This is a genomic window from Sporosarcina sp. G11-34 (genome assembly GCF_026931025.1).
On the sequence record NZ_JAHNZW010000001.1, the window covers coordinates 339,686 to 355,829 of the forward strand.

Genomic DNA, 16,144 nt, shown 5'->3' on the forward strand with positions numbered 1-16,144 from the left:
TCTTTAATTATATGTACAAATCGTGCCTATCTTGGTAGAATAGATAGTGGTTGCCCAGTAATGGGACCCATTATTACATGAATGAAGGAGGTTTATTTTGAATCTGCACTCAATTCGCCAACTAACAATCGCCATTTATACAGTGAATCGTCATGCAAAGACTGCCCCAGATAATAAAGAATTATATGAGCTGAAAAAAAAGGCACTTGATAAGCTTATAAGTAAAGGTCACGCTACTAAAATCGGATTACATTTTGTCGATAATCCAAAGTTTAGTAAACAACACTCAACAACCTTAGTCCGTTGTTGCGACTTCCAATTCCACATGATTCCGGAAAAGGAGGACTTCACATCATTACCACATCTTGGTCAACAAGACCAAACTTCCCGAAACCCACAAGAACGCATGAGTGTGCGCACGGCCAGAAAGCTACTCATCGATTTTATTGGAGTCCCTCCAAAAATTAACCCAAAGAAAGTAAGTAGACCACCCAAAAAAAGTGTTCATAAAATGCAGAACACAAATAATTTTCGTTCGTCCTACTTAGACGGAAGATGAAACAGGCCGATTCGCAATGAATATCGTTGCGAATCGGCCTGTTTTTATTATGATAAATATATACCTGTTCTGATTCAAACTCTTTTCCAATCGCTTATTCAAAATCTATAAGCAGAATGGTACCGTCATCCTTACTGGTTCAGCCCATCATTTTTTTACAAATCAACGACAGGAAGTAGCTCGCCACGCAATTGAATCATCCACTTTATAGATGGATGTGAATGCGGAATTCTTGTTACCTGAAGGGGGTTGATAATTACAAGTGTAGCCAGTCCCCCTTCCTTTACGAGCTTAATCAAAATGCTATTCAGCCGTACGGTAACTTTTATATAGTGCTTGTGTCCCTTTATCTTCAAGTCCCTTGCTCACAAGTCGATTGTACATACTTCGCGCCAGCTCTAGCCCAGGTAACGAAAGCTTCATTTCCTCGGCTTCCTTCAGAGCAATATCCATATCCTTTAGAAAATGTTTGATATAAAACCCAGGTTCGAAGTCACCTTTCAACATACGCGGCCCAAGATTCGATAACGACCATGATCCAGCAGCTCCCGAAGAAATCGATTTAAGAACCGTTTTTGGATCAAGTCCTGCTTGTTCTGCATACGCAATTGCTTCACAAACACCTATCATATTGGTCGCAATCGCAATTTGATTACACATTTTAGTATGTTGTCCGGCGCCCGCTAATCCTTGATAAACTATATCTTTCCCAAAGACTGAAAGTATGGGGGATATTTTTTCAAACACTTCTGGATCTCCGCCGCACATTATTGAAAGCGTGCCGTTTTTAGCACCAATATCGCCACCTGAAACAGGCGCATCAATTGAAGCCATATTTCTATTCTTCGCCTCTAGCTCTATTTTTTTCGCAAGTGCAGGACTAGATGTCGTCATGTCTACAATAATTTGTCCTTCTTTACTTCCTTCAAAAATCCCATTCTCACCTAAATAAATACTTTCCACGTCTGCAGGATAGCCTACCATCGTAAATACAATATCCGCCTCTTCAGTAGCCGCGCTTGCTGTTTCAGACCACTTGGCACCCGCTTCAATTAATGTAGCTGCTTTCTCCTTTGTCCGTGTATATATTGTAACTTCATAATTTGCCTGAAGTAAATGCCGAACCACACTACTTCCCATAACACCAGTACCTATAAACGCAATCTTATTTAATGACATCTATATTCCCCCTATTTTATTCTTCTATTCTGCTTATTCTATCAGATAATGCTTGTTCCGACTTAATTTTCAATAAAAGGACAAAAAAAAGAGGACAAACCTTTGACCAGGTTCGTCCTTAAAAGGGGGAAATGAGAATGTTACTGTGTTCATAGTTAGTGTCCCCCATTTTAGAATGCTTTAAACATCTTTTAATATTATTTCTTTTTTTCTTTTTTCCTAATATGCAATCAAATTTCTGACTATCTTCTCCAGTAATCGACAAAGCGCTTTCCCCTGGCTTATCTTACACAATATAAATGTTCTCACTTGGTCCCTATTCATTTAAGAAATGCACCTTAAAAAACAAGGATATATTCCATCAAGCTCATCTTGTCCAAAATTTTGTTAACATAAACGATTAGCGTGTATAGCAATATAATTTACCATAAACAATGTTGGAGTTTTCAAATTAAAGCTCATTAATTTATATATATATGATTAGAACTGATTTCTATTCCCTTCTCTCATATACTGATTTAACAGCCTATCTAATTTTTTACTCATCTCTATTGTCTCATTAGCGGCTAAGCCCTTATTAATTGCGATGCTTATCATCAACTTCCGTGTACGTTCAATTTCATCCTTCAAAAGATCCCTCCCTATATTTTGTTAACTACCAAAACACATGGATTGCAAAAGTTAAGCGCGACCTATATTTCTGACAAGTCAAAACGCTCTGTTAATACAATAACAGAATGAAATTGGATTACGCAAGTATTGCAAAACTACTCATCCATTCTTTGTTGAATTTGTCGTATAAACTTGGATTCTGGGAAATTTGCAAAAACAAAAAGCGGCTCTCTTCGAAGAGTTGCCGCTTTTTTCATGATAAATTTCTGACAGACAAACCCAATTTTCGAATTAGGTTAATCGCCGCATCTTGTTCCTCAGCATCCAATCCAGACATAAGCGCTTCAATATTTTTTGCGTGTTCAGGAAATATCGACTCAATAAGCTCTACGCCCTTTTCTGTAATTGAAATGTAAGTTACACGCTTATCTTTTTCGCAAAGTAGCCGTTCTAGGTATCCCCTTTTTTCAAGCTTATCCACGACATATGTCATTGAACCGCTTCTTAACAATATTTTCTGACCAATTTTTTGGATTGGCTGCTTTCCCTTATGATGAAGAAGTTCCATTACCGCAAATTCAGTCGGATTTAATCCATACTTATCGATCAACCGATGAGCATCTTCCGAAATCACTTTACTTGCACGGGATAGAACGATAAATAACTTCAGTGCACGATCAGTGCTATTTTCCATAACTTTTTTCCACCTTCTATTATTCCGATCAGTATTAGTCAATTAATTATAACGGAAATGAAAGGTAGTTGTCAAAATATGATGTCTAGGTACAATATCAAATTTTCAACCCTACATTGAACAATTCTCTCTCAACTAGAACTTCATTTTTGATCTGTGAAACTGGCATTGGAAAAGTCAATGTGAATTCAGATCCTACCCCAACAATACTTGAAACCTCGATTGTTCCTCCATGATCTTCAATTGTTTTAATGACAAACGGTAAACCAAGTCCAGTTCCTTCTTGCCTGGTTGTAAAATAAGGCAAATATATACTCTTCAACTGAGTCGTTGTCATTCCTTTTCCGGTGTCAGAGATTCGTAAAAGGATTTGATCTTCATCAACTTCTTCTAACTTAATTTTAATAACCCCGCCAGAAGTCATTGCCTCAAGCGCATTTTTAAATAGATTGAGCAGCACTTGCTTGATTTTAGTCTCATCCCCATAAATTAATATCTGTGGAAAGACCTCCTCATTTTGCTCAAATGAAACACCTTCTAACCTAGCTTTAGGTTGAACAAGCGTAATCATATCTGCCACCACAACATCCAATGATAAGAGTTTTTTTTCCATTGTACTAGGTTTTGATAATACCAACATCTCGCTTAATATTGACTCCATTCGTCCAATCTCATCATCTAAAACATCCAGGTATTTATTCGACTCTTCTGTGGCGGAACTCCTAAGTAACTGCGTAAAACCTTTTAGCGTAGTCATCGGATTCCGTATTTCGTGCGCGATACTGGCGGCTAGTTGACCTATTTCCGCCAAAGGTTCCTTATAGGATAGTTGTTGTCGCAAAACAACTTTTTCAGTATGATTAGCTACTCTAGTGATTATCAATCCGCTTTCTTCATCGAGAAACGTCCTAATTTGATAGTATCTAATGTCTTCGGGTGAGTGTTCAAAACGTCGCAATATTTCTACATAACCTTTTTCGCGAATATTCTTTCTATAAGACTCTGATTCCGACGGTGTAACATTCAACAACAATGTAACTTTTTCATAATTATTTCCGATAAAGTAATCCTTAGGCAATGCAAAAAAGTCATAGGTTAAATCATTAACATCTTGAATAATCCCATTACGATCAACAATAATCATTAATTCAGTCGATTTTCGAAACACGTTTAAGTTTCTTATTTTTTGTTCCATTTCTAAATATACCGGGTCAGTAAAATCCGCAATAGTTTTCCCTAGCCTTTCACTGTATATAAGGCGCGCCTTAATAGAACATGTCTTATTAGTAGGTAAAATAGTGTCGAAGGTAAAAGTACTAAATCCCACTTCATTCGCAAGTTTTATATGTCTCCCCCATGTCTGGGATGACCCTTCAATCATTAGATTGTCAACATTATCAAAGCGAGCCAAACCAAAACATTCAAAAAACCGGTCATTGGCTTGATAAATTTCACCATCAAGGTTCAATAATACGGTTGGGTTATTAGGATCTGCTAAAATAATTCGAATGTATTCACGATCATTAGCCTCTTCTTTTTCATTTTTCACGTATATTCCTCCCGTCCTCATTTTAAAACAGTATGAAGAACGTTTATGATTCATGCGTAAAAGTCAAGTTTTCTAAAAATATTCTCTAATCAAATTATTTCACATTATGAATGATAAGTGTATAGTCCAAAAGGACTGGTTATTTCATAACAAGTATACTCGTTACAATGATTAGGTATAAAAATTGCATAATTATCCCATATATTATTATTTATTTCACATTCTCGAAAAAAATAATCCCAATAACTGTTAAAGTTATTGGGATTCACGGTATGACTTTCGACTACTTCAATCAATAAAATTGGTCTTTCTACAAATAAACTTAACGTTATTTGAGATGCCGCAAAACATCTAATTTTTCATCCAATAATGACTCGTTCTTTTGGATAATGATAATGAGGATTTTTAGTTCTTCCTCCAAGGGTATACAAGAATGAAATTAGCCCAACCCTACCTATAAACATGAGTGACATTATTATCATTTTCCCTGGTGTTGAAAGATCACCCGTAATACCAAGGGACATGCCGCTCGTTCCGAAGGCAGATGTAATTTCAAATAGTATTGACACAACTGGCACATTCGGCTCTGTGATTAAGAGTATGAGAAGTGCAATCATCACCATAAGCCCCGCCAAAAGAATAACTGCATAGGAGCGAAAGACATCAACTAATTTTATTTGGCGATGAAAAATATGAATGACCCCTCGTCCGCGGGCGAAATTAACAAGAAATAATACAGCTATAGCTAGGGTTGTTGTACGTATTCCCCCACCAACAGAGCTTGGGGAAGCACCGATAAACATCAACAAACTAATCACAAGATCAGTCGCTTCGCTAAATTTAGTTATGTCAAAAGTCGTTAATCCCCCTGACCTTGAAGAAACAGAGTGGAAAATTGATGTAAATACTTTTTCATGTAACGCCATTCCTTTGAAGGAGTTAAATGATTCAAGAATAAATATCATCACTGCACCAAAAACCAATAGGATACCAAATGTCGAAGTCGTTATCTTAGTAAATAAAGAAAAACGAAAATGTGGCACTTTCTTCGAGAAAAAACTTTTCACTTCAATTAGTACTGGGAAACCAATTGCCCCAAGTATAATTAGTATCATCGTTACAATTTGAATGAAATAATCATTAAAATAAGGCATTAATGATTCTCCCGTTAAATCAAATCCAGTATTCGTCGTTGCAGAAACTGCCATAAAAATACCATGGAGAAAAGCTTCGCTAAAGGTGTCATAGTATTTCATAATATAGACTGTTAATATGATTCCGCCTACTAGCTCAATTAGAAAAATAATTTTCACAATTTGTCGAATAAGATCGACGACGCCCTTAAGGCTGTATTGATTGTGGTCTACCATAATCAGTTCTCGTTCGCGCATCCCTATACGTTTTTTTAGTAGCAGCCAAAAAAACGTACCAATCGACATAATTCCAATTCCACCGATTTGTAAAACAATCATAATCATACTGATACCGAATGGAGAGTACGTTTCCGAAATAACAATTGTGGTTAATCCCGTTACACTAACTGCACTTACAGCGGTAAAAAGACTGTCTATCAAAGAAATTTTAACGCCCGGTTGATAAACGCCTGGTAGATTTAAAAGTAAAAAGGAAAAAGTAATTGCAAGAAAGTAATAAAACACAATTACCTGCGCGGGTGTGAATCTCCATAGATGTTCTCGTGTTAATTTCATTTGACTCTACCCGCCCCCTTCTGACATTCTCAGAGTTCACATAGAACTTTATATAGTCTTCCTACGTTCATTCCTTACCCCTTTTAAGTACCCGTACAACGCAATTCCGACAAGCACAGTCCAGAATGTCGTTTTCCAAATCGTTGAGTGTGGAAATCCAGGATCAAGTATTTGAAGTTCGGTATGAGAAAGGGTCATAACAACTAATTTTACGCCTACCCAACCGACAATGAGAAACGCAGCCGTCTCAAGCGAAGGATATTTTTCTAATAAAACAACAAACTTACGTGCTGCAAAACGCATGATTACTAGTCCTATTAAACCACCTAGCAACATAACCGTAAACTGTCCACCATTTATACCACCTATTTGAAAATTCCCTAGTTCTGGAAGTGTCACTGCTAATGCTACGGCAGCAAGCATGGAATCGAGTGCGAAAGCAATGTCTGCCAATTCGACTTTGAAAACAGTCATCCAAAAACCTGAACCTTTATCAGGTTTAATGTCTACATTTGTTTGATTTTTTTTCTTTTGATCGTAAATATTTTTAATTGAAATAAATAATAGATAGGCAGCTCCAAGCGCCTGAATCCACCACATATTCACTAAAAATGTAATCATAAATAGAGCTGCAAAACGGAACACAAACGCACCTAGTAAACCATAGAACAACGCTTTTTTCTGCTCCAAACGGGGTAAATGTTTAACCATAACCGCCATAACAACCGCATTATCTGCGGCGAGTAGCCCTTCAAGTACAATAAGTACGATGAGTACCCAAGCATATTCGAGTAATATTGCTTCCAAAATAATTCCCCCTACATTTTTCATATAAAAAGACCTTCACCTAATAAATAGGCAAAGGTCTCGCAAAGTTGAAATTTGTTGCGACAGATTTCAACTATCATAACCGATGGCAAAGCCACGTATTGACGATTATGAAATAGGTTTCCCTAAAGCTACTCCCCTTTGACAACAGTCAAAAGTATATTAAGTTCAGTGTCTTTAAATCTTAGTATACCACCCACGCCTAAAATGTAAACGTCTTTTATCCAATTGATATATGATAATCCATATCACTTTTATGTTCGTTGTAAAATGCTGCCATCGATGGAATAGAATGAAGAAAATCTGCGCATTGTATTCCACTCCCTTCTAGCAATCGTTCCGCAATCTCCGTATCAAATACCGCATTCCAAGTTAAGTAATCTAGAGTTTCTTCTTCCACACCAAGCTTTCTCTGAAGGCGCTTAGACATCAGTCCCGTCTTGGCAATTGTACGTGGCAGCCGCCCTTTAGGTTCTTTTCCAGTAAGTTCGATAACCATCGCACGGTATACTTCCTCGACCGAATGCGAAGAAGGATCTGTCAAATGGACTGTAGCTCCTACCGCTCCTTTATGGTCAGAAAGATAAACTGATGCGTCAATAATATAGTCGATTGGCACAACGTTTATATGGGCATTCGACTTTCCTACATAAGGAATAAAAGGCATCCATTTTAATCGGTCAATCATATTCATAAAGAAATAGGGACCATCAAATTTAATCGTTTTTCCCGTTACCGAATGTCCTCGAACAATGCCCGGTCTAATAATTGTAACTGCAACTTCATCCTTAAGATTCTCAACGATTAGTTCCGCTTCATATTTTGTTTCTTCATAATGGTTTTTAAAAGTCACTGGACGAATTAGTTCAGTTTCAAGTAACCTTCCTTCTCTAGTTCCTGCAACATACGCCGTACTGAAATAAATTAATTGTTCTATCGCTTGATGGTCTCTGGCAAAATCACAAACCATTCTTGTTCCTTCCACATTTACCTTCCGCGCTATTTCCTCTTTCACCGCTAAATCATAAATTGCAGCAAGATGCCACATTGTAATTTTTTCATTCTGAAGTTTTGCTATTGCTTCATCTTCTATTCCTAAATTTGAAAGCGTAATATCCCCTTCAATAATTACAAAAGGAATATCAACCTTTAATTCCTTCATAATTGCTTCGGATTGATTCTCAGCACGTTCCAACTCATTTTTCTGAACTAATGCATATAGCTTAGTTAATTTCTCTTTTTCAATTAATCCTTTAATTAGTTCAGTAGCAATGAAGCCAGGAAACCCCGTGAAAAAGTGTGTACTCATCTAATTCCCCCCTTTTTATTTCAGTATACCATTTGATTGAGTGGTTGGGTGAATTTTCAGACAAAAGGAAACCTTCAATTAAGAAGGCCTCCATTTATTTATCTTCTTCTAGGTCTTGCACGCTTTCTTGTCTGTCTGTCAAATAAACTATAAATTACTGGAATGATATAGAGCGTAAGGAACGTTGAACTGATTAATCCACCAATAACCGCAATTCCCATCGGCTGATTCATTTCAGTACCTTCACCGAGGCCAAGCGCAAGTGGTAGTAACCCAAGAATCGTTGTTAACGCCGTCATGAGTATTGGACGAACCCGATCTCTGACGGAAGAAACAATCGCATCAAATGAACTTAGTCCTGCGGCTTTCCGTTGATTAATATAATCGACGAGAACAATTCCGTTGTTTACTACAATCCCAACGAGAACCAATATCCCGATAATTGCAGTTACACTAATTGGCGTATTTGTTACAAATAGACCAATTGCTACACCAATAATCATAAGTGGTACGGAGAACATTATTACTAATGGATATTTAAACGATTCGAACTGTGCCGCCATAACGATATAAACGAGTACAACTGCAAGCACAAGTGCAAGTAACATATCATCGATTGCACTTTCAAATAATTCACGATCTCCACCGAAGGATACTTCAATCTCTTCGGACAATGTCATAGAATCTAGTAGATCATTTACCGTCTTCGTCATTTGACCAAGTGATTCAGTCGATTTATACTTCACATCAAAAGTGACAGAATGCGCTTGGTCAACTCGTTGAATTGAGACTGGACCTTCCGCAATTTCAATTTTTGCAACATCGCCAAGCGCGATAAATTGCCCATCTTGAGTGCGTAATCTTAGTTTCTTTAGCTGATTCGTACTGTCTCGATATTGTTTTGCGTATTGCACCATAACACCAAGTACTTCTTCATTTTCTCCAATTATCTGTGTCGCAAACTCACCGCGTGTTATGTCGGTAACTGTTTGCGCTATTTGATAAGGGGCAAGGCCATACTCAGCAGCTTTTTCCCGGTTCACTTCGATACGTATTTCCTCCACAGTATTCCCAAGCGAATTCGACACTTCTTGAACGGTACTTAATCCCTCTAGTTCCTTATTCAAGTCTGTGACTGCTTCATTAAGTCTCTTTTCATTTGTATCGTTAAGTGAAAATGTGAGCGTATTCGGTGTTGACCCGGATGCGTTCTGCATGTCGAAACTGATTACTGCATCTTCACCAACAAGTTTTAAAACTTTAGGTTGAACATCATCAACAAATTCAAAAACAGAACGCGTGCGGTCTGCAAGCGGAACTAGTTTCACAGAAAGCTCAGCCCGATTCGCTTCAGAAGACCCTTGCGATAAACTCTGTTGGGTCCCACCTATAAGACTGACATATACTTCAACGTCGTCATGTTCTTTCAATTCACCTTCAATCCGCTTAACGACTTCATCGGTCGATTTAGGTGAAGAACCGTTGGGTAATTCTATACCGATACTGACAAACCCTTCATCAGTAGCTGGCAAAAATTCAGTTCCCACTTTAGATAAACCAAAACCGCTTATTACAATCAGAACTGCAGTAATCAACAAGACCGCAATTCGATTACGCAATGCCCATCTGACTGAACGTTCAAATCGATTCAATGATTTCGAACGACGTAACTTTGCTTCATTATTTCCTTTTGGCTTTTTCAACATGTGCGCCGCCATCATTGGAACAACTGTTAAGGCAACTACAAGTGAAGCAAATAAGCTAAACGAAATCGTGAGCGCAAACTCAGTGAATATCTCACCAATCAGTCCGCTTATAAAAATAACTGGTACAAAAACTGCGAGCGTCGTTAATGTCGAAGCAATAATTGCGCCGCCTACTTCTTTAGAGCCTTCAGATGCTGCTTTTTTCGGCTCTTTACCCATTGCTAAATGGCGTTCTATATTTTCAATAACTACAATTGAGTTATCTACAAGCATTCCTATCCCAAGTGCCAATGCACCTAATGTCATAATATTGAGCGAGAACTCTGCAAAATACATCAACACAAATGTGACAATAACCGAGTAAGGAATCGCAATCCCAATGATAATTGGACTCTTTATTCCGCGAAGGAAAAAGAATAAAACAATCATGGCGAATATGCCACCTAGAATTAGCGATTGGCCAATGTTGCCAATGGCTAACTTAACGTAATCTCCTTGGTCAAATAAAATATTCGTTTCAATTTGCTCATATTTCTCAGTCTGTAGAAGGTCATCTAGCGCTTCTTTAAACGATGCAGATACATCCGCTGTATTTGCACCCGATTCTTGCAAGACCGACATGAGAACTGCTGGCTTATCATTTGCACGCGTCTCTGTGGGTGAATCTACCTCGGCAAGATCTACTTTTCCTACATCACCTATTTTAAGTTTTTTTCCATCAAGTGGATTTTCCATGATTGTTAAATCACGAATATCATCAACAGACGTTAACATACTAATAATCCGAGTGGTTAATTGCTTGCCGCCATCCGTTTCAATCGGTTCGCCCGGCATTGAAACGTTGTTCGATTGAATAAGCTGCACGATATCCTCTTGTGCAAGCCCATTTTCCTCCAATTTTTTCTCATCAAGCGTAATTTTTACTTCTTCAACAAGCTCGCCGGAAACCGTCACACTTGCTACGCCTTTTGTCCGTCTAAGCTCCTGCTCTAACTGCTCCGCAATTACACGAATATCTGCTTCATTATCCGTTGCATTAAGCGATAGTTGAATAACAGGAAACTGTGCAGGGTCGAATTTTAGTAATCGCGGCTTATTTGCGCCGTCCGGCATTGGTACTTGATCCATCCGCTGCATAATATCTAATTGCACATCATCAATGTTCGTTGACCAATCAAACATCATGAGTACGAAATTTGCTCCCTCTTCTGAAGAGGATTGAATCGTCTTCAGCCCAGGGGCCGTCGACAAGCTATCTTCTAACGGCTTCGTAACTTTTTCATTTACTTCAGTCGGTGAAGCACCTGGATAACTAGTTACAACAATTGCAACTGGTGGATTTAGTTCCGGTATTAATGTCACTGGAATACGGAAAAAAGACACCGCACCGAGAATAATTACTAGAAACATTAGCATAATTGTAAATACGGGTCTTTTAATTGAAAAGTTACTTATCTTCATTAATACGCTCCTTCTTAAACAAATGCATTACCCCAATCATAAAGAAGATTTCTTCCTACTTCAAATAAGAGCATCTTTCCTTTTAGCATTCTTACAAAGTTTCTACTATAAAACAAAACCCAGCAAGTGACGGTAAATTCGTCCTGCTGGGTTTTATTTTATAAAAGGTACCTATAAGTACAACTGAGGTAGTGCAGCAATTTATAATACTTATAGCAAATCATACAATTTTATTGTCGGATGCTTGTCATGGAACCAGCGCATTGCAAACTCATTTTCAAACAAGAAGACAAGTTTCTCAAAGCGATCTTTCACGAGCATCGCCCTTTGACCCGCCATTGATTCTTGGACGTCGCCTTCGTTTTCAATCCAACGGGCAACTTTAGAACCAAGGTATTCCATCTGCACTTCAACATTGTACTCATTTTTCATACGATGCTCGAACACTTCAAATTGAAGTTGCCCAACTGCACCTAGTAACACATCTTCCGTGTGAAGCGTTCGGTAATACTGTATTGCACCTTCTTGAACTAGTTGCAAAATACCTTTATGGAAATGCTTGGATTTCATAACGTTTTTCGCCGATACCCGGACAAATAATTCAGGTGTGAATTGTGGGAGTGCATCAAAAATAAATGATGATTTTCCGCCAACAACTGTATCCCCAATTTGATAATTACCAGTATCATGAATCCCTATAATATCACCTGCAACTGCTTGATCAACCGTTTCTCTATCATCTGCAAGAAACTGCGTTGTCTGAGTCAATTTAAACACCCTTGAAATTCTAGGCACTGTAATCGACATTCCCCGTTCAAAAACGCCAGATACAATCCGGACAAAGGCGATACGATCTCGGTGTTTTGGATTCATATTTGCTTGGATTTTAAAGATGAATCCCGAAAACTCTTCCGACTTTGGATTTACTTCCACTTTTTCCATCGTCAATCGTGGTTGTGGAGGTGGGGCAAACTTTAAAAAGGTTTCCAAAAATGTCTGCACACCAAAGTTTGTTAACGCACTACCAAAAAATACAGGCGTCAAATCCCCTTTTGCTACACGTTCTTCATCGAATTCATTGCCAGCCTCATTTAATAGTTCAATATCATTAAGCGTTTGCTTATAGTAAGGTGTATCGATCATCGGATGGGGTTCAGCGAGACCGCCGTCTTCGTTTAACGCAAGTAAACGGTCATCTCCTTCGGCACCTACTTGTTCAATCCGGTTATTAAATCGGTCGTAAATACCTAGAAAATCCCTGCCCATTCCGATTGGCCAGTTCATTGCATAAGATTCGATGCCTAGAACTTCTTCAAGCTCCTCCATCAAATCAAGCGGTTCTTTTCCTTCTCTGTCCATTTTATTAATGAATGTAAAGATTGGAATTCCACGCATTTTACACACTTCAAATAGCTTAATTGTCTGGGGTTCAATCCCTCGACCAACATCGACCATCATCACAGCCGCATCTACCGCCATAAGTGTACGATAAGTATCTTCACTGAAGTCTTCATGCCCTGGTGTATCTAAAATATTTATTCTTTTATCATCATAGTCGAATTGCATAACGGAAGAAGTAACTGAAATTCCACGTTGCTTTTCAATTTCCATCCAGTCTGATGTTGCGAATTTTCCAGTTTTACGGCCTTTTACTGTTCCGGCGTCTCGAATTGCTCCACCAAAGTAAAGTAACTTCTCTGTAATTGTTGTTTTCCCTGCATCAGGGTGAGATATGATTGCAAAAGTTCGCCTTGAATCGATTTGTTCATTTATTGAGTTGCTCATTTAACGTTAACTCCTTCTGTGTTGCATTTTTAATGATAAAGAGATGCAACCTATATTACAACTGTTTTTTACTGATGAACGACATATACCGTCCACTTCACCACTGTAAACTCAAAAAGAGCCATCCTTTTGCCAAATAATCGGCAACTAGAATAGCCCCGTTTGTCTTACTTAGTTATCCGCTTCAATTGTTCCAAATTTCTTCTGAGCTTCTTCAATTGCAATATTGGCATCTGAATGCGGTTCTTTTACAGTACCAACAATTTGAAAGTCTTCATGTCCTTTACCCATAAATATGATTATATCCCCGGGGTTTGCCACGGATATTGCATGACGTACCGCTTCTTCACGGTCGCCTATACAAGCGTATTGCTTATGAGTCATACCTTCTTCAAGTTCCTGCAAAATGGTTTCATATGCTTCATGTCGAGGATCGTCTGTCGTTATCACAACATAATCCGCTTCGGAAGCCTCCTGCGCCATAATCGGACGTTTCTCACGGTCCCGACCACCACCTGTTCCAATAAGCACAATCAGTTTATTTGTTTTATATGGAAGGACGGCCTCGATAGCTTTTTTAATTGCATCCGCCGTATGTGCATAATCCACATACATCGTTAGTGGCAACTCTGTCTCTACTTTTTCCATTCGACCTTTTACAGTAGCGATTTCACTAAGATATCCAACAATATCAGCAGTCGACATTCCTTTTGCAAACAATGCCGCTGTTGCCGCAAGTACATTTGACACATTGAATTCCCCGATTAAACTCATTTCAACTTCATATTTCCCATCGGGGGCAATAAGTGTAAATGTTGTACCGTCTGCCGTTAAGATAATATTTTCACCGCGGAAGATTGCTTCATTATTAATGCCATAAGTCATTACAGGAAAACTTGTTTTCTCCAACAATTTTTCACTCCACGGATCATCCACGTTAATCACTGCAAACTTTCTCTTTTCCACATCTTGTCCTAGTTGTGAAAACAAAAGCCCTTTTGCCTCGCCGTAGTTGTCCATCGTACCGTGGAAATCAAGATGGTCATGCGTTAAGTTCGTAAACACAGCAATATCAAATTCTGTTCCGGCAAGTCTTCCTTCAACAAGTCCATGAGAAGAAACTTCCATCGTCATCGTCTGACACCCTTCGTTCGCAGCTTGCGCAATCATGGCTTGTGTTGTTAACGCATCACCTGTAGTGTTTTCTGTTTCATAAAGCGTTCCATCTAATTCAAATCCAATTGTTCCCGAAACCGCCGACTTTTCTCCAGCAATTTTTAAAATTTCTTGAATGATTCCGCTAACGCTTGTTTTCCCGTTAGTTCCTGTCACGCCAATCATTGACATTTTCTTCGATGGATACTCATAGTAGCGGGGCGCTAATAATCCCATTGCACGTGACGTATTATCGACTGTTACAACAGCGACTTTTTCTAGGTTTACGGTAACTGGCCGTGATGCAACAATTACCCTTGCCCCGTTATTGATCGCTTGCTGAACATAATCATGCCCGTCGACTGTATGTCCCACAATACAGATAAACATCCCTCCGGCACTTACTGCACGCGAATCTACCGCCAGATCAGTCACTACTTCAGGGACTGCACCATCTATTTTTTTCACTGGTAAAATTGAAAGTAATTGGTTTGTATCCATCAAAATCCTCCGTTCAATCCATCATTTGAGATGTAACATAAGCGTAAAGTAAATCTGCAGTGGCCTCTAACGAATCCGTATGTGTCCGTTCGAGTGCATGGGATGACTCAATTCCTGGTCCAAACAAAGCGTGACGCACATCAAATCCCGCCCGAATTGCAGCCGATGCATCCGATCCATAATACGGATAAATATCAAGTTTATACGCGATGTCATTCCCTTTTGCAAGGCCTACTAGATGCTGTGTTAACGCATAATGATAGGGTCCACTTGAATCCTTTGCACAAATTGACACAGTGTATTCGTCCGACGTTTGACCATCACCAATCGCACCCATATCGACAGCGATGTATTCAACAGTTTCGTCCGGAATATTGGAGTTTCCGCCATACCCGATTTCTTCGTTATTTGAAATATAAAAATGTGTAGTCTGCGGTAGTTTAACGTCGTCATTGACTAACGTACGTATCAGCTCTACTAATAATGCAGTACTCGCCTTATCATCAAGATGGCGTGATTTAACAAAGCCGTTATCGCTCTCTTCAAATCTAGGATCAAACGATACGAAATCCCCTACCTCAATACCTATTCCACGCGTATCTTCTGCATTCAATACTTTTTCGTCAATTCTCACTTCGATATTATCTGCGCTTCGTTCGGCGCTTCCCGCGTCCTTATACACATGAACGGTAGTCTGGTGCATTAAGATTGTCCCGCGCACTTCTTTTCCACCAGCAGTGTGAATGACACAATACTCGCCTTCAACCGCGTTCCAATTAAATCCACCAATAGTCGTTAGTTTTAAGCGACCATTCGACTTAACTTCTTTTACCATTGCACCTAGTGTATCCGTATGAGCAGTAAGTAAACGATGCCGTGACGTATCAGTTCCTTCAATTGTTGCGATTACAGCACCTTTATTTGTCTTTTTATAAGAAACGCCAATCTCATCAAATTCCTTCGCAATTAACGCCATTACATTAGCAGTGTAACCAGAAGGACTTGGTGTTTCGACAAGCCTTTTGAGTAGTTCAATTGTCTGCTCTTTTTTAAATATAACTGACATGGTCATTTCCCCTTTTCATACCTGAATACTT

The 16,144-nt window shown here is 38.8% G+C and carries 13 protein-coding genes; 1 reads left to right on the forward strand and 12 read right to left on the reverse strand.

Annotated elements, in window-relative coordinates; all coding sequences use genetic code 11:
* Positions 1–97 precede the first annotated feature (97 nt).
* Positions 98–559, forward strand: coding sequence for a YkyB family protein (locus KSU66_RS01585; RefSeq protein WP_269049648.1), 462 nt, complete (start codon positions 98–100; stop codon positions 557–559).
* Between the two features lie 155 nt (positions 560–714).
* Here KSU66_RS01585 and KSU66_RS21320 read toward each other — a convergent pair whose 3' ends face one another.
* The 12 genes from KSU66_RS21320 to KSU66_RS01645 form a co-directional block, all read right to left on the reverse strand.
* Positions 715–915 (reverse strand): chemotaxis protein CheW, encoded by a 201-nt coding sequence (locus KSU66_RS21320; protein WP_329958755.1) that lies wholly within the window; start codon positions 913–915, stop codon positions 715–717.
* On the reverse strand, positions 863–1,738 hold the full coding sequence (locus KSU66_RS01595) for an NAD(P)-dependent oxidoreductase (protein WP_269049649.1): 876 nt from the start codon (positions 1,736–1,738) through the stop codon (positions 863–865). Before KSU66_RS01595 ends, KSU66_RS21320 begins: the two co-directional genes overlap by 53 nt.
* 480 nt (positions 1,739–2,218) lie before the next feature.
* On the reverse strand, positions 2,219–2,368 hold the full coding sequence (locus tag KSU66_RS01600) for an aspartyl-phosphate phosphatase Spo0E family protein (RefSeq protein WP_269049650.1): 150 nt from the start codon (positions 2,366–2,368) through the stop codon (positions 2,219–2,221).
* A 235-nt stretch (positions 2,369–2,603) separates the two neighbouring features.
* Positions 2,604–3,044, reverse strand: a complete 441-nt coding sequence (locus KSU66_RS01605) for a MarR family winged helix-turn-helix transcriptional regulator (protein WP_269049651.1) — start codon at positions 3,042–3,044, stop codon at positions 2,604–2,606.
* Positions 3,045–3,141: 97 nt separating this feature from the next.
* Positions 3,142–4,593, reverse strand: a complete 1,452-nt coding sequence (locus KSU66_RS01610) for an ATP-binding protein (protein ID WP_269049652.1) — start codon at positions 4,591–4,593, stop codon at positions 3,142–3,144.
* A 359-nt stretch (positions 4,594–4,952) separates the two neighbouring features.
* Positions 4,953–6,302 carry a TrkH family potassium uptake protein gene (locus KSU66_RS01615; protein ID WP_269049653.1) on the reverse strand — a complete coding sequence of 450 codons (1,350 nt, stop codon included), beginning with the start codon at positions 6,300–6,302 and terminating at the stop codon, positions 4,953–4,955.
* A gap of 48 nt (positions 6,303–6,350) precedes the next feature.
* A complete protein-coding gene (locus KSU66_RS01620; protein ID WP_269049654.1) occupies positions 6,351–7,109 on the reverse strand; it encodes a TerC family protein in 759 nt (252 codons plus the stop codon).
* A 241-nt stretch (positions 7,110–7,350) separates the two neighbouring features.
* A complete protein-coding gene (locus KSU66_RS01625) occupies positions 7,351–8,439 on the reverse strand; it encodes an SDR family oxidoreductase (RefSeq protein WP_269049655.1) in 1,089 nt (362 codons plus the stop codon).
* Between the two features lie 98 nt (positions 8,440–8,537).
* Positions 8,538–11,606, reverse strand: coding sequence for an efflux RND transporter permease subunit (locus KSU66_RS01630; protein WP_269049656.1), 3,069 nt, complete (start codon positions 11,604–11,606; stop codon positions 8,538–8,540).
* A gap of 210 nt (positions 11,607–11,816) precedes the next feature.
* Positions 11,817–13,391: a peptide chain release factor 3 gene (locus tag KSU66_RS01635; protein WP_269049657.1), complete on the reverse strand. Its 1,575-nt coding sequence runs from the start codon at positions 13,389–13,391 to the stop codon at positions 11,817–11,819.
* Positions 13,392–13,562: 171 nt separating this feature from the next.
* Positions 13,563–15,047, reverse strand: coding sequence for a UDP-N-acetylmuramoyl-L-alanyl-D-glutamate--2,6-diaminopimelate ligase (locus KSU66_RS01640; RefSeq protein WP_269049658.1), 1,485 nt, complete (start codon positions 15,045–15,047; stop codon positions 13,563–13,565).
* 13 nt (positions 15,048–15,060) lie between these two features.
* Positions 15,061–16,113, reverse strand: a complete 1,053-nt coding sequence (locus KSU66_RS01645; RefSeq protein ID WP_269049659.1) for a M42 family metallopeptidase — start codon at positions 16,111–16,113, stop codon at positions 15,061–15,063.
* Positions 16,114–16,144: the final 31 nt, after the last annotated feature.

Coding starts and splice junctions, on each gene's coding strand:
- KSU66_RS01605 (WP_269049651.1), bottom strand. CDS start 3,044: ATGGAAAATAGCACTGATCGTGCACTGAAGTTATTTATCGTTCTATCC.
- KSU66_RS01625 (WP_269049655.1), bottom strand. CDS start 8,439: ATGAGTACACACTTTTTCACGGGGTTTCCTGGCTTCATTGCTACTGAA.
- KSU66_RS01595 (WP_269049649.1), bottom strand. CDS start 1,738: ATGTCATTAAATAAGATTGCGTTTATAGGTACTGGTGTTATGGGAAGT.
- KSU66_RS01640 (WP_269049658.1), bottom strand. CDS start 15,047: ATGGATACAAACCAATTACTTTCAATTTTACCAGTGAAAAAAATAGAT.
- KSU66_RS01645 (WP_269049659.1), bottom strand. CDS start 16,113: ATGTCAGTTATATTTAAAAAAGAGCAGACAATTGAACTACTCAAAAGG.
- KSU66_RS01615 (WP_269049653.1), bottom strand. CDS start 6,302: ATGAAATTAACACGAGAACATCTATGGAGATTCACACCCGCGCAGGTA.
- KSU66_RS01630 (WP_269049656.1), bottom strand. CDS start 11,606: ATGAAGATAAGTAACTTTTCAATTAAAAGACCCGTATTTACAATTATG.
- KSU66_RS01635 (WP_269049657.1), bottom strand. CDS start 13,391: ATGAGCAACTCAATAAATGAACAAATCGATTCAAGGCGAACTTTTGCA.